We start from the raw sequence: 23,852 nt of genomic DNA, 5'->3' as shown, positions 1-23,852 counted from the left end.
AGCAGGCGGTTCAAGCACTTCTCGCGCCCCTAAGCGAACCGACCCGTCCCGGCGTGTTATTTTCGCCCCGACTCGGCCCGATCCCCCCTTGCACCTTGTCCCGCGATGTCTATAACCCACGACAATTTGCGTATTCGGGCGAGTCTGCTTTCGCAATCGCCCCAACACCCGAGGTCTGCCATGCCCAAAAGAACCGACATCTCCTCGATCATGATCATCGGGGCCGGCCCGATTGTGATCGGTCAGGCCTGTGAATTCGACTACTCGGGGGCGCAAGCGTGTAAGGCGCTGCGCGAAGAGGGCTACCGCGTGATCCTCGTGAACTCGAACCCGGCGACGATCATGACCGACCCGGGCCTCGCGGATGCGACCTATATCGAACCGATCACCCCCGAAGTCGTCGCCAAGATCATCGAGAAGGAACGCCCCGACGCGCTCCTGCCGACGATGGGCGGTCAGACAGGCCTCAACACCTCGCTCGCCCTTGAAGAGATGGGCGTGCTCGAGAAATTCGGCGTCGAGATGATCGGTGCCAAGCGCGACGCGATCGAAATGGCAGAAGATCGCAAGCTGTTCCGCGAGGCGATGGACCGCCTCGGCATCGAGAACCCCCGCGCCTCCATCGTCACCGCGCCCAAGAAAGAAAGTGGCGAGGCCGATCTCGAGGCGGGTGTGCAACTCGCGCTTGAAGAACTTGAAGACATCGGTCTCCCGGCCATCATTCGTCCCGCCTTTACCCTCGGCGGCACCGGCGGTGGCGTCGCTTATAACCGCGAAGACTACATCCACTACTGCCGCACCGGCATGGACGCCTCCCCGGTGAACCAGATCCTCGTCGACGAGAGCCTTCTGGGCTGGAAGGAATACGAGATGGAGGTCGTGCGCGACAAGGCCGACAACGCCATCATCGTCTGCGCCATCGAAAACGTCGATCCGATGGGCGTCCACACCGGCGATTCGATCACCGTCGCACCCGCGCTGACCCTGACCGACAAAGAATACCAAATCATGCGCACGCACTCGATCAACGTGCTGCGCGAGATCGGCGTCGAAACCGGCGGCTCCAACGTGCAATGGGCGGTGAACCCCGAGGATGGCCGGATGGTCGTCATCGAGATGAACCCGCGCGTGTCGCGCTCTTCGGCGCTGGCATCCAAAGCGACCGGCTTCCCGATCGCCAAGATCGCCGCGAAACTCGCCGTCGGTTATACGCTGGATGAGCTCGACAACGACATCACCAAGGTCACGCCCGCCTCGTTCGAGCCGACCATCGACTATGTTGTCACCAAGATCCCGAAATTCGCTTTCGAGAAATTCCCCGGCTCCGAACCGACGCTCACCACCGCGATGAAATCCGTGGGCGAAGCCATGGCCATCGGCCGCACCATCCACGAGTCGCTCCAGAAAGCGCTCGCCTCGATGGAATCGGGCCTGACAGGCTTTGACGAGGTCGAAATCCCCGGCGCACCGGACAAGGCCGCCGTCATCAAGGCGATCTCGGTCCAGACCCCGGACCGCATGCGCACCATCGCCCAAGCCATGCGCCACGGCCTGACGGATGACGAAATCCACCACGTGACGATGTTCGACCCGTGGTTCCTCGCGCGCATCCGCGAAATCGTCGAGACCGAGGCCGCGATCATCGAAAACGGCCTGCCACAAGACGCAGACGGCCTGCGCAAGCTCAAGATGCTCGGCTTTACCGATGCCCGCCTTGCCAAGCTGACCGGCTACAAAGAAAGCGACGTGCGCAAGCGCCGCGTGAACGCCGGTGTCACCGCCGTGTTCAAACGCATCGACACCTGCGCCGCCGAATTCGAGGCCCAGACCCCCTACATGTATTCCACCTACGAAGCCCCGATGATGGGCGAGGTGGAGTGCGAGGCGCGTCCTTCCGACAAGAAGAAAGTCGTCATCCTCGGCGGTGGCCCGAACCGCATCGGGCAAGGGATCGAGTTCGATTATTGCTGCTGCCATGCCTGTTTCGCCCTGACCGACGCGGGCTATGAGACGATCATGATCAACTGCAACCCCGAGACCGTGTCGACCGACTATGACACTTCGGATCGCCTCTACTTCGAGCCCCTCACCTTTGAGCACGTCATGGAAATTCTCGAGACCGAGAAACAGAACGGCACGCTCCATGGTGTTATCGTGCAGTTTGGTGGCCAGACCCCGCTCAAGCTCGCCAACGCGCTCGAGGCCGAAGGTATCCCGATCCTCGGCACGACGCCCGATGCCATCGACCTCGCCGAGGACCGCGAACGCTTCCAGGCGCTGGTAAACGAACTGAGCCTCAAGCAGCCCAAGAACGGCATTGCAGCAACCGACGCCGAGGCGCTCTCGATTGCCGAAGGCATCGGCTTCCCGCTGGTGGTGCGCCCGTCCTACGTTCTTGGCGGCCGCGCGATGGAAATCGTCCGCGACATGGCCCAGCTTGAACGCTACATCACCGAGGCCGTGGTGGTCTCCGGCGATAGCCCCGTCCTCCTCGATAGCTACCTCTCCGGTGCCACCGAGCTTGACGTGGACGCGCTCTGCGATGGCGAGAACGTCCATATTGCGGGCATCATGCAGCATATCGAAGAGGCCGGCGTGCACTCGGGCGACTCTGCCTGCTCGCTGCCGCCCTACTCGCTCTCGGCGGATATCATCGACGAAATCAAACGTCAGACCGTGGCCCTTGCCAAGGCGCTGCACGTGGTCGGCCTTATGAACGTGCAATTCGCGGTCAAGGACGGCGATATCTACCTCATCGAAGTGAACCCGCGCGCCTCGCGTACCGTGCCCTTCGTCGCCAAGGCCACCGACAGCGCCATCGCTTCGATCGCTGCGCGCCTCATGGCTGGTGAACCGCTCTCGAACTTCCCCGAGCGCCCGCCCTATGAAGAAGGCGCAGACATCTCGACACCGCAGCCCATCGCCGACCAGATGACGCTCGCCGATCCGATGATGCCTTGGTTCTCGGTCAAGGAAGCCGTGATGCCGTTCAACCGCTTCCCCGGCGTGGATACGATCCTCGGCCCGGAAATGCGCTCGACTGGCGAAGTCATGGGCTGGGACCGCTCCTTTGCCCGCGCCTTCCTCAAGGCACAGCTCGGTGCAGGCATGATCCTCCCGCAAGAAGGTAAGGCCTTCATCTCGATCAAGGACGAGGACAAGACCGAGTTGATGCTCGACGCGGCCCGCACCCTGACCGACATGGGCTTCACCATCGTCGCCACCTTCGGCACCGCAACTTGGCTGACCGAACAAGGCGTCGCCTGTGAGAAAGTGAACAAGGTCTACGAAGGGCGCCCGAACATCGTCGATCTCTTGAAGAACGGTGACATCTCCCTCGTGATGAACACGACAGAAGGGGCACAAGCCGTCAACGACAGCCGCGAAATCCGCGCCGTCGCCCTGATGGACAAAATCCCCTACTTCACCACGGCCGCAGCCTCCCACGCCGCCACCCACGCCATGAAGGCGCGTGAAGAGGGCGACATCGAGGTGCGCTCGCTTCAAGGCTAGAGCCTGTCACCAAAAAAAACGAGAAAGGGCGGGCCACATCGGACCCGCCCTTTTCGTCTTGATCGGATTGACCGTCAGAAGCCTTGGCACAATGCCCTAGTGGCCCGCCATCTCCGTGACACGCCGGGCGATCATCTTCTTGTCAAAAAGCATATCGGCAAGGCGTTTCGCCCCTGCAAGCTCTTCGCCCGTCGAAGCGTCCATCAACTGGTCAATGAGGTATTGCTCAAGCTGATCCTGTCGGCAGGGTTTCTCCGGCTCGTGCCACCCAAGCGAACACGACATCGCGCGCTTCTCGGCCACCGGCGTCGGGTCTGCAAGGGCCTCTGCCGTCGCGTCGTCAACGAAAACGTTTCCCTCGATACCGGCGAACTTCCGGATGCGGTTGATACGATCCTCGGTGCAGTCCAGCAACGCCGCCATCGCCGCAACCTTGCCCATGGGCTTGGTGCTGCCAACATAGTCATAGGGCGCGCAATCCGAGCGTTTCAAAACGCGGTTCATGATCGGATCAATGACCGTCACGATATCCGTGATTCCGGAATTGCGCGCATATTCAAGCGAGGCCGCCATGAGTTCACAGGTGGCATAGCTGACCGAATTGCGCGAGTTGCCGCGGTCAAGCACCTCAGTGTCGACACAGAACCGCGTGGATTCCCAAAGCGTCGCACTTCGCAGCGGCGCTTCACCATCCAGAATGTCCGAGAACACATCCGCAAGCATATGCGGCCCGGTGGTCTGCAACGCCCGCACACAGGACACAACCCGTCCCTCATCGTTAAGCCCGATGACATAGGCCGGATCGAGCGCATCAAACTGGTCGACCTCCTTGCCATCCACGATATCAACTTCCCAACCCAGACGGTCCCCAAAGACCCTTGCCCGAAGTGCGAACATCTCATCGAGAACCCTGCCATACCGATGGCGGTTCATACCGTCGATAATCAAGATCATGACTGTCCCTCCAAAACTAGGTTTCTGGGGAAATCATGCGCCTTTGTGGAAAATTCTACTATTGGGGAAATCCCGTAGGTTCGCCCGACTTGCCCCGACGTCGCCCTTTAGTCCGGGCAGATCAGGCCCATCCCGATCGCGCGTCCGACCGCCTGCGCCGTCGTGAGCGCGCCGAGCTTGGTGCGGCCCGACCGCAGGTGCACCTCGACGGTCCGGCTCGAGATCGACAGGATATCGGCCACGTCCTGTTGCGATTTCCCGGCTGCGATCCATTGCAGAATTTCCGTCTCCCGCTTTGAAAGCGCCGGATGCATCAAGGTGCGTGTCAGGGCATGTGACCGCACCACATTGTCATGCAACTGCACCGCCGCACCCTGCAAGTCACTCAGGATCTTCGACTTCAAGAGCTGCCATTCCCGGTCCGGACAGTCCCGCGTCACACTGAACAGACCGATATCGCCGAACGGCCCACGCACAGGGATCGTCAGCCCCTGTTCCGCGATGCCGAAATCATGCGCGTCGCGAAAGATCGTCTGAAACGCCGGGGCGCTGCGCAACCCGTGCCAATCCACCGGGGCAATGCTGCGCCGGGCAAGGATCAAGGCCGGGTCTTTGTGCTGATAGCCACGCTCGACATAATGGGTCTGCCATTCATCCGGATAATTGACGAACCCATGCACGCTTCCGGCAATCGGATTGACCCCGGCATAGGCCGCATAGTCCAACTCATGCGCCTCGCAGACCTCATCTAGGAACAATCTGAGATTGTTCTCGGGATAGGGAACTTTGCTAAGGTCGATAACGGACAATGGAGCCTCTTCTCTCTGGCATGATGCAGCGGGGTTCGGCGCTCACTCTGATTATTTTCCATTCAATCCCGCCCCAAAGCAAGGAGAAAGGCATAGATCGCCGCTCGGTGCGATCGCGACAAAGCCGCGTAATGCTCTGCCAAGGCTTCGGTGCCCGATCCAAAGGCGGCCCCTGTCGCATCGACTTGGGGAACCGGTCGCTCTGCCCAATCAAACAAGCCCTCCACAGGGACATCAAGGCAATCCGCGATCTCAAAGAGCTGCAATGCCGTCGCACGTCGACGCCCCTCTTCAAACGCGGTTACCGTCGCTTCGGAAAGGCGCGCCCGCCGGCCCAACTCTCCGGGGGTCATGCCAACCCGCTCACGCGCCTTTGAAAGGCTCTTGCCTAGCAGTTGATCTATTTCGGTCATGGAATCGGTACTCAGAACTCGCTTACACGCCAAGTATCCGCCGAACCGTCACATCATACAATCAAAAGATGTTTAACAGATTAGGCTTTCTCGCCAGCCGAGAGCGGCACATCAATGTAGAACGTGGTGCCCTTTCCGACTTCGCTCTCATAGGAAATGGCCCCGCCCATCCGCTCGATCAGGATCTTCGCGATATGCATCCCAAGGCCTGAACCGCCAGACACCTTGGAGGCGTTGAAATCGACCTGATTGAACCGGCCAAAGACCTGATCCTCCTTGCCGGTCGGAATGCCGATCCCGCGATCCTCAATAGAAATCCGAAGATGCGCCCCATGCATCGCCGTGGCACAGACCACCTCGCCGCCTTCCGGCGAGAACTTGACCGCATTGGAGATCACATTTCCCACAACCTGCTTGAGCCGGTGGGGATCGACCCGGAGTTCCTGGTTCACATTCTTTGACTGGTTGACCAGCCGCACATCTGTCTCTGCTGCAAAGGCCTCGTATTCCTCGATGACATTGCGCAGGAACTCGTCCGCATCCAGATCCTGAAGGTTGAGTGTGATGGTGCCAAGGTCAAGCTTCTGCAGATCAAGAACATCATCAACCAACTTCAAAAGCCGCAGACTGTTGCGCTGGGCGATCGTCAATAGGTTCCGAAGCGGCTCGCTGATCTCTCCCATCGGACCATGAAGCGCAAGGTCAAGCCCGCCTTTGACCGATGTCATCGGCGTGCGCAGCTCATGGCTGATCATGGCAAGGAACTGAGACTTTGCTTGGTTCGCCGCCTCTGCATGCGCCAGCGCCTCTCGCAGGGCTTCTGCGGAACGCTCGATCTCGGTGATATCGACAAGGGACACGGTCCACCCCAGATGGGCGTTCTTGTTTTGGATCGGGCTTTCGATCGGCAGGATACGTAGCTTGAAGAACCGCTCTCGCAGGCTGATCGCCTCATCATGGTCGAAGGAGCCCGTCTCAATCAGATCACGCAGAATAGGCCCAATCTGCTCCAACTGCGTGAGCGATTGTCCTTGCCGTAACTTGTCCTTGCCAAAGAACGTCCGCGCCGACGCATTCGCACCGACGACATGCCCCTCCGTGTCGACGATGATCGCCGGGTCTTGTGTGGCATAGAAAAGAAGAGTCCGCCCCTGCGCCGCCGTGTCCATCATCGTGTTGTTGAGCAGTAACCAACTCAGCGCAATGAGCGCCACCGCGAACATGAACGGCGTCGGGTCGAAACCGTAGAACGTCAGGCCCCAAACCACATAACCAAGATTGGCGGTCAACGGCGCAATCGTGATGATAAACAACACACTTAGGAACGGCCGGATAATGTCCTTTGCCTTGAGATAGGCATAGATCAAAACCCCTAGCGCACCGACCACAAAGATGTAGAGGAAGGCCGCCACCAGATAGAAGAGCGGCCCGTGGTCGAAATAGACATAGTCATACCCCGCCTCCGACATCAGCCGCGTATCGGTGCCGTAGAGAAGGTGCGTGTACCTGTTGGTCAGCACGATCAGCCCAACCACCAGCGGCACCCCGATATAAAGCAGCCGCCGCTTCGGTCTGGCGCGCGCCGATCGGTTCATCGTGTAATCGTAGATGAAGAACGACCACGCCATCGGCAAAAGCGTGATCCCCGGCCATGCCGCAAGCGACCATCCGACCTTACAGGCCTCGCCCTGTGACGCGAGATCGAATGTCACCGTGAACAGCCACCAGAGCATGGCCGCCAAGGTCAGAACAAAGGCCGGTTTGCCGGGAAAACGATTGTTCCGCACGATCCAGAGCAGCACCGCCGCGCACACCACCCAGAGCGCCGCAGCGGTCGTCGGGGCAATCGTAAAAACCAGATTCGAGAAGCACGTCATTCCCTACACCTACAACTCCTACTTGTGCCGAGGAAAGCACAGAAGAGCCTGAGAAGACAGTTTTCTCCACGCTGCCCCACCCCCTCCAGTGCTGGAATGCAAAGACCCGTCCCAAACAGAACGGGTCTCTGTGATTTTCGCACATACGCGTTACAGACGCGATACCGACGCAATACCGACGTGGGTATTAGACCTTCTGCTGCGTGTATTTGCGCAGTTCCTTGCGGGCGACCTGACGACGGTGAACCGCGTCCGGACCATCCGCAAAACGCAAGGTCCGAACCTGAGTCCACGCTGTTGCGAGCGGCGTATCCTGCGAGATACCGGTGCCGCCATGCACTTGGATGGCTTCGTCGATCACCTTGGTTGCAACGTTTGGTGCCACGGTCTTGATCATGCTGATCCAAGGCGCCGCTTCGCGCGGATCCCCCTGATCCATGACCCAAGCCGCCTTGAGACAGAGAAGCCGAGCTTGCTCAATCTCCATACGACAATTTGCGATAATGTCGTAGTTGGCCCCAAGATGTGCGATCGGCTTGCCAAAGGCTTCGCGATCAAGCGCACGCTTGCAGAACCGCGTCAGGGCCGCTTCCGCCTGACCGATGGCGCGCATGCAGTGGTGAATTCGTCCCGGCCCAAGCCGCCCTTGGGCGATCTCGAAACCGCGTCCTTCGCCAAGAAGCATGTTCTTGGCCGGCACACGCACATTGGTGAACCGCATATGCATATGCCCGTGCGGCGCGTCGTCCTGACCATAGACCATCATCGGGCGCACCGTCTCGATACCCGGCGTATCCGCAGGCACGACAATCATCGAGTGCTGCTGATGCCGCGGCGCATCATCCCCCCCGGTTTTCACCATCACGATATAGACCTTGCACCGGGGATCCCCCGCCCCCGACGACCAATATTTGTCTCCGTCGAGCACGTAGTCATCGCCATCACGCACGCAAGGCATTGAAATGTTTGTCGCATCCGAGCTCGCCACGTCCGGCTCGGTCATCAGGTAGGCCGAGCGGATATCGCCGTTGAGAAGCGGTTTCAGCCACTGTTCTTTCATCTCGTCCGAGCCGTATTTCTCGAACACTTCCATGTTTCCAGTGTCCGGCGCGGAACAGTTGAAGACCTCAGCCCCAAGCGGTGTCTTGCCCATCTCTTCGGCGAAATACGCGTATTCCACTGTGGTCAGGCCAAAGCCCTTGTCGCTGTCTGTCAGCCAGAAGTTCCAGAGCCCCCGCTCGCGCGCTTTGGCCTTGAGGCCTTCAAGGATCTCGGCCTGCCGCTCGGTAAAGGTCCAGCGGTCGCCTTTCTCGATCTCAGCGTGGTATTCTTCTTCCAAGGGCATGATCTCGTTTTCGATCATATCCTTTACCTGCCCCAGCAGGTCTTCGATTTCCGGGCGAACTCCCAGTTGCATATCAGCCTCCCAAACACTTCTGCGCTCATAACATGGCGTAGCGTCAAACCCCTTGTCCATGCTGCACATCAAGAATGACGCAGGGTCGCGATCCCTCCGCGCCCCTGCCCCTGCGCACGGTCCCGAAGACCTCGTCACAATTTCCACAAGAAACCGCGATTCAGGGCTTGCACCGCACCGAAAGCCCCATTAATTAGCCCCTCACCGTTGGGGTGTAGCCAAGTGGTAAGGCAACGGTTTTTGGTACCGCGTACCGCAGGTTCGAATCCTGCCACCCCAGCCACTTTCTCTTCTATAGAATTTTCGCCTTTCACCGGGAAGTTCGACCTTCCCGCGGTCCTAGCGGCGGGCGCTTCAGGACAGAGACATGGCCTACTGATTGGTAAATATCGGACAGTCCGCTGCGGTATCGCGTGTGTACTCCGCGCATCCTGACTTGCACGAAGGCGAGGGTGCATTATTCACGATCGTTACCTTCGTCGGGTAGGCATTCAACGGCCATTTTTTGATCACACCATCGAATCGCACCGCGCAGAAGATTTTGTTGTCGCTGATGTCGACTTCATTTCGGATCAACGTATGTCCTAGTGGTGCTATATTGCTCAACGCCACCGTCTGAAGCTGGCTGTTGCCGCGCACCAAAAGGCCTTGACGAATTTCATCGATGTTCGAAAGCCGAATGCCCAAGAATCCAGAGTTCCGTTCTACGAACAACGACCCGCACAAGGGGCCTGATCCACCCGCGCAAGCGCTACCGATCTTCTCGAGTTTGGCGAACCCGACGAAGAGGAGTTCCTGGTTATCTGATACATATGCTGCCCCACCGATCTCTTGCAAAGCGTTGAAGAAGATTTGCTTCATCGGCTTCCAGACATTGCGCTCCAATCGGAAATCCCCACCGATGCGTTCAAGCATTGGCAGGAACACCGGCTGGCTCAGGCTCGAGATCTCTTCGAATGCGGTGAATTGCTTGGCATCGGCAACCCTCAGATCTCCCCCCACCGACTTGAGGCGTGGTGCTGAAATGAGCTTCAGGTTCTCGTTACCGTTGACTTCGAAACCACCGCCAATGGTCTCAAGATCCGGCAGCCAGATCATCTCGATACCGGTATTGCCATTGATGAAGAGGTTGCCTCTGATCTCCTTGATCCCCGGCAAGACAACGGTCTGAACGCTGTCCTTTGTCTCGATGTAGATGTGGTCGGCTGAGAGGAACTGGCCGGACTTCAGCGCCTGCATATCCATCGGTGAGCGCACGAAAGTCTCGCCCGCGAGATGGCGGTCATTGGCCGCGTCTGGCGCATCTTGAATGACACAGCGGACGCGCCCCACGCGCATGTCCTTTTGAATCCATCCGTTTTGGTCATTCACACCAAGGAAGCCCATGGATGCCGTGCCGGTGTTCTTCCGCAAGTCCGCCGTCGCTGAAATCGTGGTCCCCGCCGATGTGAAAACGTCATCTAGAACGCGCTCTCCGTAGGACATGATGGAGAGAAGCTCTTTGACCGTGGGAAGGCGCCAGCGCTCGCCACCCAGAGTTTGGCCGGAACACGCCGCCGCCGCATCCTGATACCCGAGCACCGCGTCGTTTCCGCTGCTATCGGTGAGCGGAGCCGACATCCATTTCAGCCCTGTCACCGCATCCTCGACTGTGTCCCCATCTACCAAGAACCTTGTTGTTGGCGTCGGAGCACTCAGGAACCGGTCATAGACACAGCGATAGCGTAGCGCATCACGCGCATAGGCATCAGTGACCAATCCGATCGCCGTGCTCGTGCCGAGCTGATAGTTTACGGCCCATTGGTTCTTGATGCGCCCTGAGCGGTTTTCCGGTGAAGACGTCCAGAACATCTTGGCCATTTCATCGCCAAGCACCGGGTGGACGTAGCCATCAAGGCGGGTGAAATCCATAATAGACAAGGCTTCGGCCCTCGTCGGTAGCCGCAGGAACGGCAGGGGCCTGTAGACATCTCGACCATAGCGGGTGCAGCGATAGCCGGCGCGCTGCAGGTGAACCTCTTCCGTATCCATCTCGGGCCACCAGCCTAATCCGGAGATAGGATCGCTCCGTGTGTCATTGTTCTCGATCTTGAAGCTCGGGGAATCCGCGACCACTCCGAAAGATCCGGCCTTGCCTGGCGCAACTGGCCAAGCTTCGTTCAGGGGGGCCGCAGGTTGTGGACGCCCTTCCGCACCTTGGATCGCCGCCAAGAGATCGAGCCTGGGCTTCGTCGCATCAAGCCCTGTGCCAGCCCGCAGGTTCCGAACAGGTGTGCCCGTGCTCACCAGTCTTTGCTCTCGTTCCTCCGGTGTCATCGTCGGGAAGAGCGAGGCCAAGGCCGCGATAGCCCCGGAGACATGCGGCGCGGCCTGAGATGTGCCGGAATCGTTCATGCCGGCGGCCAAGATCTGCGCACCGGGTGCCAACATCTTTAGCCAACGCGCATGGTTGGAGAAACACGCAACCTGATCGTACTCGGACTGGGTATCTGTGCAGGCAGATGTTGGGTAAGTGACCCCGCCGACATCTGCATCATACACAGCTCCGACCGATAGGATCGCGGATGCACAGGCAGGCCGGGGCATACCATCGGACCAATTGCTATTGCCGGACGCGGCAACAACGTTGATCCCCGCCAAGCGCGCGCGCACCGCGGCGGCGGCATAGGGATCATTGGACATGCATTCACCCTGTGTACGCTTTATCTTTTCCCCCAGGCTCAGGTTCATCGCAACGATATCGTAAATACCTTGGTTCGCGATGACCCAATCCATTGCGGCGAGGATACTCACCGTGGAGGCATTGCGGCCGTTGAAAACATCTAGTGCGAGGATATCTGTCCGGGGGGCAATGGCGGTGATGATCGCTGCCACGTTCGTACCATGGCCATCGTCATCCGGCTGGCCATCGTCAGGCGCGAAATCGGCCGCAAACTGCACCCTGCAAGATCCACCAGGCACAGAGCACCCATAAGGCGATGCCCGAAAATCGACACCTGTATCAAGGACGGCGACAGCAGTCCCCTGCCCAAAGTCCCGTGGCGTTTCCCCGGTCAGGCGTTCGATTAGGTCGCGATTGATGATCTTTGTGCTTTCCGTCGTTTGGGTCGACAGAGTGCTGTTCGGTTCAATCGACTCGACCAGATCGTCATTCGCAATCCTGCCGCGAAGCTCGCTACCCGCCTCAAGTATTTGAAAGATCGGAAGTTTGGGAAGCTCCGGGCCCAAGAATAACCCACAGGCACGTGAGTTGAGCAGGATTTTGTCTTTGTTGCGAGCCGACAAACGCACGGCATCGTCGAGATCCTTCGCAGACGGTCCCCCCACCTTTTCCTCTTGGGATGTCTTGAGCACAACCAGCTCTCCCCCGGCGAGGTCGGCAGCAGGATTAGGGGTGTAAGGCGTCGCCGCCGTCGCGTCTCCTATCGCACTTTCAACGCGCACCTTTCCTGAAGAAGCCTGCGGCTCGGCTATCGCGATAATCTGACGATCCGTCCTGCTAAGAATACGCGGTTCGCTATCGCCAAGGAAAAGCCTCAGCCCCTTCGCATCTAGGTTCTGACCCTCGACGCAAATCACGGTCCGGACATTCGAAGGCGATGTGCTGGGCTGGAAACTTGTGATTTCAGGCGGCCGTTCAACGTAAGTGAAGATAGGTTCTTCTTCGCTGGTTCCGTCGCTGTTGCGCACTTTGACAACCACCGGGCCAGACCGCTCCGACGCAGGAGCAAACGCTTCGATCGAGGTATCCGTCGAGGATTTCACGCGCCCTTCGACACCGCCAAACGTCACTTGGACATCACCTGTGCCGAAATCCTCACCATTCACTGTGACCAGGGTTTCGCTCCCAATATACCCTTCGTTCGGCACAACCGAGAGCACGCTTGGTTTGCAAGACGCCAGCAATAGGATTGCACACATGCCCGCGATTGCATTGCGTATCGTGTCAAAAGTCATTCTGAAATCCCAAGAAAAAATCGATTCTCTCAGAGCATGGTATGTCGAATGACCGCAGGACCAAGAAAAATCTTGGCGGCGCGCTGTCGGCTTTCGACCATCGAAGCCCGGGGAAAACGAAAGAAAAGATCAGGCCTCGGGGCGCACTGCCGGGAAGGCCCAAGGAGCCGCGAAAGGTATTCTTGTGGCTCTCAGCCGCCTAGCCTTGGCTCAAGGACGGTAGGAACCCGGCGTGCGATTTGTCCATTTCCGAAAGGCCCGATGGAAATTTTCAGGCGCAGAGAACCCGGTATCAAAGGCGATTTTCTCGATACTATCTGAACCTTGCTGAAGGGCGCGTATGGCCATGTCTCGGCGTAGGTCATCTTTGATGGACTGAAACGATGTGCCTTCCTCTTTCAGGCGGCGATTGAGGGTCCGTCGGGTCATCTTGAGCGCCGCTGCGGCTTCGGGAAGTTGGCACGATTGCCATTCGACACCATAAAGGAAGGCACGGACGCGGAGGCTGTGCGTATGCGCGCGCGATCCGGTAAAGATCCAATCGAGAGGTGCGCGCTCAAGGAATACCGAAGCCTCTTCCGGGCTGCGTGCGGTGGGGCGCGTGAACTGGTTTGGGTCAAACCGAATACATGTCTGGGCCGACGCGAAGCGCACGGGACAGGGAAAGATGACAGCGTAATCCGCAGCAAAATCCGGGCGCGGGAAGGCAAAGCGCACTTCCTTGACCGGCGTTTCTATGCCCGCCAACCAAGACAACAACCCATGCGCCAGCTTCAACAAGAGCATATGCCCAAAGCGCTGCGGCGTGGTGTCCTGTGCATAGGGGTGCAACACGAGCTCCACGTCTTCGGGTCCGCTCCGAAGATCGAGACGAAAGTCATCTAGAAGCAGGTTCCAGTAGGTTGAGAAACGATAGAGTGCCGAAGGCAAACTGCGCGCCTCCCGCATGACGGTGACAAGGTGTTGCAGTGCGCGCGGCCGAATAGGGCGGCTCCAGAGCCCCATCATCTCATCTCCGGTCTCGGGCGCGGCAAGCTGATAGAGCCGCGTGATTTCATCGAGGGTCACGCGCTGCGAGGGCGCCATCGGGCCGATTTGCATCCCCGAGCGACGCAGCAGCGACTCCATAACGTCAGGCGCGCATCGAGAGTCGAGCGCGTCGAGCCAATCCTGAACAAAAGCGGCGGACACTGTGGTTAAAGATATCGGATCTTGGTGGGTCACAGACAGATCCCATTGGCGCAATCGGATAGTAGTTTGGCAACAAATGCACTTCTGCGCAATCGTTTCCGGCGCTATATGGCGAAAGGTCATAGTTTTCCGGCAAGGAGTTCCACATGTCATACCAACCGCCATCAAAGGATCTGTTGTTTTGTATCGAGCACCTGTCCCATTGGGAGACGGTGTCTGAGCTCGAACCTTATGCCGACTACGACCTTTCAGACATTCAGGCCGCGCTGGACGGTTTCGGCCGTTTCTGTGCCGAGCAAGTCGCGCCCCTATCGCAGATCGGCGACGAACTTAGCGCCACATTCGACAATGGGCGCGTGACGCTTCCAAAGGGGCACGCTCGCGCTTACGCGCAGTTCGTCGAGATGGGCTGGCAATCACTGACTCATCCTGCCGAGTTCGGCGGAATGGGCCTGCCGCGCGCCGTCGGGGCCGCAGGTGTCGAGATGCTGAACGCAGCAGACATGAGTTTTGGTTTGTGTCCGCTTCTGACCGATGGAGCGATTGAGGCCTTGCTCCTGACCGGTTCGGAAGATCAGAAAGCAACATACCTTGAACCGCTCATCGCAGGGCGTTGGTCGGGCACCATGAACCTGACCGAACCGCAGGCGGGCAGCGATCTTGGGCGTGTGGCAACAAAGGCCGTGAAACGAACCGACGACACGTATGGGATTACCGGCACCAAGATCTTCATCACCTATGGGGCCCATGATCTGACGGACAACATCATTCACCTCGTGCTCGCCCGCACCCCTGAAGCGCCGGCGGGCCCGAAAGGCCTAAGCCTTTTCATCGTGCCACAAAAACTCCTGAATGAAGACGGTGTTCCTGCGACGGAAAACACCGTGACCTGTGTCAGCATCGAACACAAGCTGGGCGTCCGGGCGAGCCCCACAGCGGTCTTGGACTATAAGGACGCGACCGGTTTCCTGATCGGAGAAGAGAACCGCGGCCTAGAGTATATGTTCATCATGATGAACGCCGCACGCTTCTCTGTTGGCGTGCAAGGCATCGCGACGTCGGAGCGCGCCTATCAACGCGCACTTGCCTACGCGCAAGACCGAGTCCAGAGCCGTCCGGTCAACGGATCGGCCAAGGATGCCGTCGCGATCATCGAACACCCGGATGTGCGTCGGATGCTTCTGCGCATGCGCAGCCTGACCGAGGGTGGACGCGCCACGGCGGCGGCGACGGCGGGTTTGTTGGATATCGGCCACCATCAGAAAGACCCGGAAGCGGCGGCACTGGCCGAATTCATGGTGCCACTGGTCAAAGGGTTCTGCACGGAACGCGCGGTGGAGGTCGCCTCGCTCGGGGTGCAAATCCACGGCGGCATGGGCTTCATTGAAGAAACCGGCGCGGCGCAGCACTATCGCGACGCCCGCATCCTGCCAATCTACGAAGGCACGACGGCCATTCAGGCCAACGACCTTTTGGGCCGCAAGGTCATGCGGGATGGTGGGGAAACCGCGCGACGCTTCTCTGCGCAGATCGCAGAGACAGAGGCAGCATTGGCCAAAGGTGACGCCAATGCACAGGCCATCGGTGCGGCCCTGACGCTGGCCCGTGCGGAATTCGATGCCTCATTGGAGTGGCTCCTGGAAAACAGCCGCAGCGAAATAGATGCGAGCTTTGCCGGGTCCGTCCCGTTCTTGATGCTCACCGGAACGCTTGCCGCGGGATGGAAACTCGCCAAGGCGGCGCTGGCCGCAGAGGCGCGCCTGAAGACAGGTGAAGACCCGGCGTTCATGACCCAGAAAATCGCCACCGCGCTCTTCTATGCCCATCATATCCTGCCGGAGTGCAGCGCAGAGAAAGCACGTATCTTGCATGGTGCGGGCAGTGTTCTCAACGCCGCTTTCCCCGAATAACAACCCGCGAAAGGACTTGATCGATGAATGATGTCGTAAACCCCGACACCTATGAGACCCTTGCCATTTCCGAGCACGACAACGGCCTCTACGTGGTGAAACTCAACCGTCCCTCCAAACGCAATGCATTGGACGTGCTGACCATCGAAGAGTTGATCCGTTTCTTTAGCGGCGCGCGCATGGCTGGGGTGAAAGCGGTTGTGCTCGCCGGCGAAGGCGCACACTTCTGTGCGGGCTTGGATTTGGTCGAACATTGGAAAGCCGATCGCAGCGCAGATGATTTCATGCATGTGTGCCTGCGGTGGCATGAGGCCTTCAACAAGATGGAATATGGCGGCGTGCCCATCATCGCGGCCTTGCAGGGGGCGGTCGTCGGCGGCGGCCTCGAACTTGCCAGCGCAGCGCATGTCCGTGTGATCGATTCCGGCACCTATTTCGCCCTGCCGGAAGGCCAGCGGGGTATTTTCACTGGTGGTGGCGCCACGATCCGCGTCTCTGACATGATCGGCAAATACCGCATGATCGACATGGTTCTAACAGGGCGCGTTTACCAAGGACAGGAAGCCGTCGATCTTGGCCTTGCACAGTATATCGTCGAGGACGGCACCAGCTTTGACAAGGCCATGGAACTGGCCGAGAAAGTCGCGCAAAACCTGCCGTTGACCAACTTTGCGATCTGTTCAGCCGTGAGCCACATGAACAATATGTCTGGCATGGACGCGGCATATGCTGAGGCTTTCGTTGGCGGCATTGTCAACACGCAACCCGCCGCCCGTGAGCGCTTGGAAGCCTTTGCGAACAAGACGGCCGCCCGCGTGCGGCCCAAAAGCTAAGACGCCCCGCACCACACGATAATACTGGTCGGGCAGCTGCGCCATCGCGCTGCCCGACCAGACCAGCAGGCGCATTGCCCCCCAATCGCGACCAGCCTTCCCCAAAAGCTCCGCCCCGTTTCGTTCTCCGCATTGGCAGCAATGCCAGAGCGCAAGCCATTCTAGCCCTCTCACGGGTTGCATAATGCTATGTTATATCATAACAGATTCTTCAAACATCGCTGACCAAGTGACCTCGGCAAAACCCAATCGCCGCCCGGAACAATCTCATCCAACGTTTTGAACACCTAACAGGAGCGCAATATGACCAAGCAAGATACCCGTCTCCCCGTCACCGTCCTTTCCGGCTTTCTAGGGGCCGGGAAAACCACATTGCTCAACCGTGTCCTCAACAACCGCGAAGGCCGCCGCGTGGCTGTGATCGTCAACGATATGTCCGAGGTAAACATCGACGCCGATCTCGTGCGTGAGGGGGCCGAGCTATCGCGATCCGAAGAGAAACTGGTCGAGATGTCCAACGGCTGCATCTGCTGCACCCTGCGCGATGATCTTCTCAAGGAGGTGCGCCGGTTGTCCGAAGAAGGCCGGTTTGACTACCTACTGATCGAATCGACCGGCATCTCCGAACCTCTGCCCGTGGCTGCCACCTTCGATTTCCGCGACGAACTCGGCGAAAGCCTCTCCGATGTGGCGCGGCTGGACACAATGGTAACCGTCGTCGACGCAGTGAACCTGTTGAAGGACTTCTCGAGCCACGATTTCCTCGCTGACCGTGGCGAAAGCCTCGGTGAAGGAGATGACCGCAGCCTTGTCAGCCTGTTGACCGAACAGATCGAATTCGCCGATGTGGTGATCCTCAACAAGACGGCAGATGCCGGGGCCGAGCGCACCGACGCGGCGCTAAAGATCATCCGTGCGCTCAATGCGGACGCAAAAATCATTCAGACAAACCATTCCGATGTGCCCGCTGGCGCGATCCTCGACACCGGGCTCTTCGACTTCGACAAGGCGCATGAGCATCCGATGTGGGCGCAAGAGCTCTATGGTTTCGCCAACCACACACCCGAAGACGAGGAATACGGGATCACCTCCTTCGTCTATCACGCACGCGCACCGTTCGATCCCGCCAAGGTCCATGCGGTGCTTGCGGGCAACCTGCCCGGAGTGATCCGCGCCAAGGGTCATTTCTGGATCGCCACACGCCCGGAATGGGCTGCGGAGTATAGCCTAGCTGGTGCTCTGTCATCGGTGACGCCGCTCGGGCGCTGGTGGGCTTCGGTGCCACAAGAACACCTGCCCGCCCACCCCGAGGCCCAAGCGGAAATCGCCCGCAACTGGGTTGAGCCTTGGGGGGACCGTCGCCAAGAGATCGTCTTCATTGGCGTTGACCTCGACCGCGAGGCCATCTGTGCCAAATTGAATGCGGCACTGGTCGACGGAGAGGACTTTGCGCCTGACACATGGAAGACACTGGCAGACCCCTTCCCACAATGGGGGGCCCGCCGGGTTGCTTGATCGCGCCACCGTCTGAGCGCTCCTGCGCTGCCATTCGCAGCGCAGGGTGCTTAGTGATCTGAAAGGACCAACTCTTGATCAAGACGGCGGCGTACGGCCTCGGGATCAAACCGGTTCGCCTCGCCGATCAAAACGAGCGTGCATCCCTCTTGCTCCCGCGCCGCGGGAGCAAGGCTCGCCCGACGCCCCACGAGTTGAAACAAAACGCTTTCGCCCGGCTTCTCGCGGAAGGTCAGAAAGCCTTTCGCGCGAAGCAACTCGCCGGACAACGTGCCGATGATCCGTTGAAACCGGGGCATGGACACCGCTCCCTTGTATGACCATTCAAGGGTGGTAAAGCGTCCGCTATCGATCACAGGTCGCGCCGCATTCGCCGTGCGTGTGGTCCCGCGCCCGATCAGGTCACGCACCGCAAGCGTCGAACCGTCCTGCCCGAACACCGCCGCCTTGCCCATCGCGCCAAGGCGGGCTGTCAAAGAGGCCACCCGGTCATCCCCTCGCGGAAATTTCGAAAGCTGCACGATATCTGCACTTGCGATCTGCGCTTGCCAAAGCGCGTCCTTCCAACGGTCCGGCGTCGCCAAAAGGTCCTCGGCATCGGCCAGACAAAGGATTGTATCTAGTGTCACCGCCTGCCAGAGCACCGGGTCCATGAGCCCCGACACGATCCCCTGCGGGTCTGCAATACCGCTGGCTTCGATCACGATCAGGTCGGGCGCCGACTCGCGCAAGACCTGCCGCAGAGTCCGCAGCAGATCCCCCTGCAGGGAACAACAAATGCACCCGTTCTTGAGGCCAATCACATCTTCTGTTGCGGTCTCGAGAAGCGCGGCATCAATGTTGATACTGCCGAAATCGTTGACGATCGCGGCAATACGCATCCCGTCGGAGTCCTTTAGGATATCGTTGATAAAGCTCGTCTTTCCGGCGCCGAGAAACCCGGTGACCAGCAGGATCGGAACTCTCATCCCTGTGGGCAACGGATCGGCTGACCTGGCGCGGCGTCAGTGTCGAGAACACCATCCACAATTACGCTCGTACCTGCCACGATCAGATGTGCGACGCCTTCAGACGCGCGGTTCATATCGGTGAAAGTTGCCCGGTCTGTGACGGTTTCAGGGTCGAAGATCGTGATATCCGCGTCGAACCCTTCGCGTAGCCGCCCTTTCTGCGCGATTTGTGGCGCGCAACGTTCGATGACACGTGCCGGGTAGAGCGTGCATTTCGCGATCGCTTCCACAAGAGGCATGGTCTCGCGCTCGCGCATGTATTCACGCAGGAACCGGGTAAAGGTCCCCGAAGACCGCGGATGCGCCGAAACCTCCGGTGGCAAGGGCCAATCGTTGCCATCATAGATCGACCCATCCGGCCGCACCCAGGGCATCGCGTCCGATGCGATAGACGCGCCCGGATAGGTCACCGACGCGTCGAGCATGCGGCGATGCTCTGCATCTGCTTCCACATCAAGATAGTGCCACATCACAAGATCACTCGGGTCTTCATGCGCCGCGCTCAATAGATCATCGCGGTCGGCGAAACGGTGGTGGTTCTTGACCAACTCAATTGCGTTATAGGGGCTGCCTGTCCGTTTGGTGAACTCTGGATCGGCAAAGAACCCTGCCCCGACGACGGTTGATCCCGTGCCATATGGGTAGGCCTCGGTTGTGACCGGCAAGCCCTGCGATTGCGCTTTGGCAATCACTTCGACCACCCGGTCGATATCCTGAAGGCTGGTCGAGTTGAGATGGCAGATATGCATATGCGCACCGGTCGCTCCGGCAAGTCCAATCAATCGAATATAGGCATCGACAGAGCTCTTCGGGTCGATATTCGCCATATAGGCGATGTGGGTATAGGTCGGGCGGTCAAACTCGGCTGCCAGATCACAGATCAGCGATAGCTCTTTCATCCCGGCACCGGGGAGATAGCCATTCGGCATCCCGATCCCGATCGCACCTTCCTCAAGAGCCTGCCGGGTGATCGCAACGATCTCATCTGTCTGTTGCGGCGTCGCGGCGTCCGTCGTCCAGCGCAGGTCGTTCGACGCAGCCATGTGATCAATCGGGTTCTTGGTGCCATCTGGGGTAAATCCACCAAAGGCCGCACGACGGGCAAACCCCCAAGCTGCGGCCGTGCCATAATGCAAAGCGCGCGGCACGGTCGCCTGATGCGCGTACCACTCCCCTACCGGCAAAGAACCAACCTCAAGCTCAAGCGCGGTGGTCACCCCATCAAACGCCTGCATCCGGTCCGCCGCAACCGACTGGCCATGCGCGTGGATATCAATAAAGCCGGGAGACACCACATGCCCCGTCGCATCGATCTCACGCGTCGCAGGTCCAAGCTCTGTGCCGACCGCCGCGATGATACCATCCGACACCGCCACATCACAGATTTCGTCAAACCCGGTCTCTGGGTCGATCACACGTCCATTCCGGATCAAAAGATCATGGGTCATTGCTGTATCTCTCCTGCAAAAGGGTCTTCCGTCTTCGGCCAGAACCTGTCGTCTCGCTTGGTATAGGGGATAATCGTATAGTCAGGCGGGATCGCGCCCGGCGTCGCAAGGTGGATCACTTCCGCAGCAATTGGCGCAAAACCATCGTAGAAATGCTGCGACGATTTCACGACGATGATCTTCATCTTCGCAAGATCCAGTCCGAGGCTCTCGAAGGCTTCGGGATGGAAACATTGGGTCCGCCGCGTGTTGACGATGAGATGCACCCCGTCCGCTTCGAGCCAAACAGCCTCGCCCATCCCCATCTCGGCTGTACCAAGGTGTTGCACCGCATTCGTTGAAACGCCCCGCACCGTCACCGTGAGATCGACCGGATCGCCCGACATTGGGCCGATTTTGCCACCGATCCGAACGGGCATGACCGCCCCAACGCCTGCATCCATGCACATTGCAACAAGGACGGGATCCCAGAAAATGCCAAAGGCGATATCGCGTAAACCGCGCTGGAGCGCCGCCTGCAAGACAAAGGTTGAATCCGAAGGCGCGCCGCCGCCCGCATTGTCCGCGAAATCCGCAAGCACAACGGGATGGGCCGTGGCCGACACAGCGCGATCAAGCCCCTCCTCGAGCCCCGGAAAACTGCGCAATTCGTGGCGCATCTCCCAAAGTTCCTGACCGAGGGCGCGGGCGCGCTCAAAAGCCAGCTCGGGGTCGCCATCGGAAATGACCAGCGTCCGGGTGCCGACCCGCGGGCTATCTCCCCAAGGAAATCCATGGGCAAGCGAGACAGACAGGATCCCTCCCTGCCCTTCCATCGCCGACATACGATCCACATATCCCCGCACCGGTTCGAACGGGGTGTGATACATCGCCATCATCCGACAATCGTAGTCCCGCATGACGGGCTGCGTCTTACCTTCCGCCGCATCGGCACAGAGACGAAACAGGTCTTCGGCTCGCTCGGTAATGTCGATATGGGGGTATTCCTTGTAACAGACGATCGCCGTCGCCGCCTGCATCATCTCGTCGGTCAGATGGCAATGCGGATCGATCTCAAGGCCGATGGTCGCATCCGGGCCAACAATCGCCCGTGCGCGTTGCAACATATCGCCTTCGCAATCGTCATAGCCTTCGGCGATCATCGCGCCATGCATCGACAAGAGGACGACATCGACTGGCATCGCCGCCTCGAGATCACCGAGGATATCGTCGCGCATCGCCTCGTACACAGAACGCACCGTTGGCCCTGCGGGTTGCGCATAGGTCGCCAGCCCTTCGACAACCTCCCAGCCCTTCGCCTCGGCCATGCGGCGCCACGCAGTCACCGCCGTGGCGTAAAGACCGGCCTCACCTGTCGAGGCGGTCTTCGAGTATAGGTGTTCGCGAAACCCGCTCCACCCGGTGGGGATCGGCGAGAAGGAATTGGATTCCGTGGCAAGCGAGGCCATGAACATTTTCATGCGACAACGTCCGTATCTGGGTCCGCCTCAGAGGCTCCGGCAGGCGCTTCTCTTGGCAAGGCCAGCCGAGCGATATCCGCGAACACGTGAATGATGATGAAACTAAAGGCGATCGGGATGGCGATTCCGAAGACAAGCATCGGCACATCCATCGTCTCCGCCTGCCGCCCGGCAAGCCGCGCAATGTAGCCCCTCGCCGGGTTCATGCCCGCGCCGAAGATACAAAACCACAAGGTCACCGAAACAAAGATCAGAACGCCCACGCTCCGGATCAGCGTCGTCACGACACCGAGCGGCCCGCGCAGCAACAAAGCCTCAGGAAAAAGCGTCGGGTCAGCTTTGAACCGGAACGCGCAGGACGCCCCCATAAGGCCGCCCCAGACCATCGAGAAACGGGCGAGCTCTTCTGTCCACGCGGGCGGTTGAGCAAGGACATAGCGGGCGATGACCTGCCACGACGCCGCCATCAACATGACGAGCACCGCCAACACCGCGACGACAAGTCCGACGCGGTTGAGCTGGACCGAAAGAAGGTCCAACCCCTGTGCTATGCGACGCGCGGTGCTCACCGGCCGACCGCGCTTTTCCAGGCCTCGAAGGCACCTTCCGGCATCTCCACCGCCTCATAGAGCGGCTGCGACGCCTCGCGGAACTTCGCCCGCTCCTCATCGGTCAGGCGGATCACCTCGATGCCGGCCTCTTCGAGATCGGTGAAGACCTGTTCGCGCTGCTTGACGAAAGCACGGTTGGCGTCATGGGCTTTCTGCGCCGCCTCGTCGACGATCGCGCGTTCTTCGTCGCTCAAGCCCTGATACCAGTCCTCCGACGCAATCGCGATCCGCACTGAAGCCGAAGTCTTCACGTCGGTGAAGTAGTTGATGAACGAGGTGTGACCATAGACGAGCGGCACAAAGGGCGGGTTGATATAGCCTTCTGCGACCCCGGTCTGAAGCGCGTTCGGCACCTCGGACCATGACACGATCGTGCCTTTCGCGCCCCAGGCTTCAAAGGTCTGGATCTGAAGTTCGTCCAAAGCGCGCATCCGCAACTTCGAGAAGTCGTCAAAGCTCCGGACTGCTGATTTGGTGGTGAAGATCCCGGAAGGCTGACCAAGGTAGACCAGGTCAAGAACCCGCACACCATGTGGTGTCGTGCCGGCGTTGATCCGCGCGAGCATACCGCCTTTGTCGAGCGCCATGTCGAGTTCGTCGCCATCCTTGAAGAAGAACGGCATCATGCTGCCAAAGATCGTGCCGTCAAGCTGACCAGCTGACTTCGCATCCGACATCGAGATCTCGAGAAGCCCGGTGCTTACCTGGTCAAGGCGCTCGGCCTCTTCGCCAAGAGAGTTGCGCTCGTATTCGACGGCGCTCATGCCGTTGGCATTGAGATGTTCGCCAAAGGTATGGGCCCAGACATAGGTGCCCGACTGTTCGAGGTCCGGCGGGCCGTCCAGCGCGATCTTGACTTCTGCCTGCGCTGGCAGGGCCAACATGATGGCCGCGGCCGACGCCGCAATATACGTCTTGATGTTCATGGTTTTCT

The 23,852-nt window shown here is 59.4% G+C and carries 16 protein-coding genes and 1 tRNA gene; 5 read left to right on the top strand and 12 right to left on the bottom strand.

Annotation, left to right across the window (positions count from 1 at the left end; all coding sequences use genetic code 11):
• Nucleotides 1-180 precede the first annotated feature (180 nt).
• Nucleotides 181-3,513, top strand: coding sequence for a carbamoyl-phosphate synthase large subunit (gene carB / locus R1W01_RS10140; RefSeq protein WP_243612560.1), 3,333 nt, complete (start codon nt 181-183; stop codon nt 3,511-3,513).
• Nucleotides 3,514-3,609: 96 nt separating this feature from the next.
• Here the strand turns inward: carB and R1W01_RS10135 are convergent, their stop codons facing one another.
• The 5 genes from R1W01_RS10135 to R1W01_RS10115 form a co-directional block, all read right to left on the bottom strand.
• Nucleotides 3,610-4,467: an acyl-homoserine-lactone synthase gene (locus tag R1W01_RS10135; protein WP_297758721.1), complete on the bottom strand. Its 858-nt coding sequence runs from the start codon at nt 4,465-4,467 to the stop codon at nt 3,610-3,612.
• A gap of 107 nt (nt 4,468-4,574) precedes the next feature.
• Nucleotides 4,575-5,276 (bottom strand): autoinducer binding domain-containing protein, encoded by a 702-nt coding sequence (locus tag R1W01_RS10130; protein ID WP_243612562.1) that lies wholly within the window; start codon nt 5,274-5,276, stop codon nt 4,575-4,577.
• 62 nt (nt 5,277-5,338) lie between these two features.
• Nucleotides 5,339-5,689, bottom strand: a complete 351-nt coding sequence (locus R1W01_RS10125) for a helix-turn-helix domain-containing protein (protein WP_297758717.1) — start codon at nt 5,687-5,689, stop codon at nt 5,339-5,341.
• Nucleotides 5,690-5,769: 80 nt separating this feature from the next.
• Entirely contained in the window at nt 5,770-7,566 is a 1,797-nt protein-coding gene (locus R1W01_RS10120; protein WP_297758715.1) for a sensor histidine kinase, read from the bottom strand.
• A gap of 187 nt (nt 7,567-7,753) precedes the next feature.
• A complete protein-coding gene (locus R1W01_RS10115) occupies nt 7,754-8,983 on the bottom strand; it encodes an acyl-CoA dehydrogenase family protein (RefSeq protein WP_243612565.1) in 1,230 nt (409 codons plus the stop codon).
• Between the two features lie 208 nt (nt 8,984-9,191).
• Here R1W01_RS10115 and R1W01_RS10110 point away from each other — a divergent pair.
• Nucleotides 9,192-9,266: transfer RNA gene (locus tag R1W01_RS10110), tRNA-Gln, on the top strand.
• Between the two features lie 89 nt (nt 9,267-9,355).
• Here the strand turns inward: R1W01_RS10110 and R1W01_RS10105 are convergent.
• Together R1W01_RS10105 and R1W01_RS10100 are read right to left on the bottom strand one after the other, a co-directional pair.
• Nucleotides 9,356-12,940 carry a S8 family serine peptidase gene (locus R1W01_RS10105; protein WP_317275219.1) on the bottom strand — a complete coding sequence of 1,195 codons (3,585 nt, stop codon included), beginning with the start codon at nt 12,938-12,940 and terminating at the stop codon, nt 9,356-9,358.
• A gap of 210 nt (nt 12,941-13,150) precedes the next feature.
• Nucleotides 13,151-14,164, bottom strand: coding sequence for an AraC family transcriptional regulator (locus R1W01_RS10100; protein WP_317275218.1), 1,014 nt, complete (start codon nt 14,162-14,164; stop codon nt 13,151-13,153).
• A gap of 113 nt (nt 14,165-14,277) precedes the next feature.
• Between R1W01_RS10100 and R1W01_RS10095 the strand changes: the two genes are divergently transcribed.
• The 3 genes from R1W01_RS10095 (at nt 14,278) to R1W01_RS10085 (ending at nt 18,389) form a co-directional block, all read left to right on the top strand.
• Nucleotides 14,278-16,041 (top strand): acyl-CoA dehydrogenase, encoded by a 1,764-nt coding sequence (locus R1W01_RS10095; RefSeq protein WP_297758707.1) that lies wholly within the window; start codon nt 14,278-14,280, stop codon nt 16,039-16,041.
• Nucleotides 16,042-16,064: 23 nt separating this feature from the next.
• Nucleotides 16,065-16,874, top strand: coding sequence for a methylthioacryloyl-CoA hydratase (dmdD, locus tag R1W01_RS10090; protein WP_297758704.1), 810 nt, complete (start codon nt 16,065-16,067; stop codon nt 16,872-16,874).
• Nucleotides 16,875-17,177: 303 nt separating this feature from the next.
• Nucleotides 17,178-18,389 carry a GTP-binding protein gene (locus tag R1W01_RS10085; RefSeq protein WP_297758701.1) on the top strand — a complete coding sequence of 404 codons (1,212 nt, stop codon included), beginning with the start codon at nt 17,178-17,180 and terminating at the stop codon, nt 18,387-18,389.
• A 50-nt stretch (nt 18,390-18,439) separates the two neighbouring features.
• Here the strand turns inward: R1W01_RS10085 and R1W01_RS10080 are convergent, their stop codons facing one another.
• From R1W01_RS10080 to R1W01_RS10060, 5 genes are read right to left on the bottom strand one after another with little or no spacing between them, the layout of a single operon-like run.
• Complete coding sequence (locus R1W01_RS10080) at nt 18,440-19,357, bottom strand: CobW family GTP-binding protein (RefSeq protein ID WP_297758699.1); 918 nt, start codon at nt 19,355-19,357, stop codon at nt 18,440-18,442.
• On the bottom strand, nt 19,354-20,847 hold the full coding sequence (locus R1W01_RS10075; RefSeq protein ID WP_297758696.1) for an amidohydrolase family protein: 1,494 nt from the start codon (nt 20,845-20,847) through the stop codon (nt 19,354-19,356). The genes R1W01_RS10080 and R1W01_RS10075 overlap by 4 nt, the downstream gene beginning before the upstream one ends.
• Nucleotides 20,844-22,307, bottom strand: coding sequence for a M81 family metallopeptidase (locus R1W01_RS10070; protein WP_243612573.1), 1,464 nt, complete (start codon nt 22,305-22,307; stop codon nt 20,844-20,846). The genes R1W01_RS10075 and R1W01_RS10070 overlap by 4 nt, the downstream gene beginning before the upstream one ends.
• Nucleotides 22,304-22,876 (bottom strand): TRAP transporter small permease, encoded by a 573-nt coding sequence (locus R1W01_RS10065; RefSeq protein WP_297758693.1) that lies wholly within the window; start codon nt 22,874-22,876, stop codon nt 22,304-22,306. Before R1W01_RS10065 ends, R1W01_RS10070 begins: the two co-directional genes overlap by 4 nt.
• A complete protein-coding gene (locus R1W01_RS10060; protein WP_243612575.1) occupies nt 22,873-23,844 on the bottom strand; it encodes a TRAP transporter substrate-binding protein in 972 nt (323 codons plus the stop codon). The genes R1W01_RS10065 and R1W01_RS10060 overlap by 4 nt, the downstream gene beginning before the upstream one ends.
• Nucleotides 23,845-23,852 lie beyond the last annotated feature (8 nt).

This window comes from Shimia sp. FJ5 (assembly GCF_032918335.1).
GTDB classification, from domain to species: domain Bacteria; phylum Pseudomonadota; class Alphaproteobacteria; order Rhodobacterales; family Rhodobacteraceae; genus Shimia; species Shimia aestuarii_A.
The sequence above is the reverse complement of the archived record's forward strand: the minus strand, read 5'-3'. Positions and strand labels throughout refer to the sequence as shown.

Coding starts and splice junctions, on each gene's coding strand:
- dmdD (WP_297758704.1), top strand. CDS start 16,065: ATGAATGATGTCGTAAACCCCGACACCTATGAGACCCTTGCCATTTCC.
- R1W01_RS10070 (WP_243612573.1), bottom strand. CDS start 22,307: ATGAAAATGTTCATGGCCTCGCTTGCCACGGAATCCAATTCCTTCTCG.
- R1W01_RS10080 (WP_297758699.1), bottom strand. CDS start 19,357: ATGAGAGTTCCGATCCTGCTGGTCACCGGGTTTCTCGGCGCCGGAAAG.
- R1W01_RS10120 (WP_297758715.1), bottom strand. CDS start 7,566: ATGACGTGCTTCTCGAATCTGGTTTTTACGATTGCCCCGACGACCGCT.
- R1W01_RS10125 (WP_297758717.1), bottom strand. CDS start 5,689: ATGACCGAAATAGATCAACTGCTAGGCAAGAGCCTTTCAAAGGCGCGT.
- R1W01_RS10135 (WP_297758721.1), bottom strand. CDS start 4,467: ATGATCTTGATTATCGACGGTATGAACCGCCATCGGTATGGCAGGGTT.
- R1W01_RS10095 (WP_297758707.1), top strand. CDS start 14,278: ATGTCATACCAACCGCCATCAAAGGATCTGTTGTTTTGTATCGAGCAC.
- R1W01_RS10085 (WP_297758701.1), top strand. CDS start 17,178: ATGACCAAGCAAGATACCCGTCTCCCCGTCACCGTCCTTTCCGGCTTT.
- carB (WP_243612560.1), top strand. CDS start 181: ATGCCCAAAAGAACCGACATCTCCTCGATCATGATCATCGGGGCCGGC.
- R1W01_RS10060 (WP_243612575.1), bottom strand. CDS start 23,844: ATGAACATCAAGACGTATATTGCGGCGTCGGCCGCGGCCATCATGTTG.
- R1W01_RS10105 (WP_317275219.1), bottom strand. CDS start 12,940: ATGACTTTTGACACGATACGCAATGCAATCGCGGGCATGTGTGCAATC.
- R1W01_RS10115 (WP_243612565.1), bottom strand. CDS start 8,983: ATGCAACTGGGAGTTCGCCCGGAAATCGAAGACCTGCTGGGGCAGGTA.
- R1W01_RS10075 (WP_297758696.1), bottom strand. CDS start 20,847: ATGACCCATGATCTTTTGATCCGGAATGGACGTGTGATCGACCCAGAG.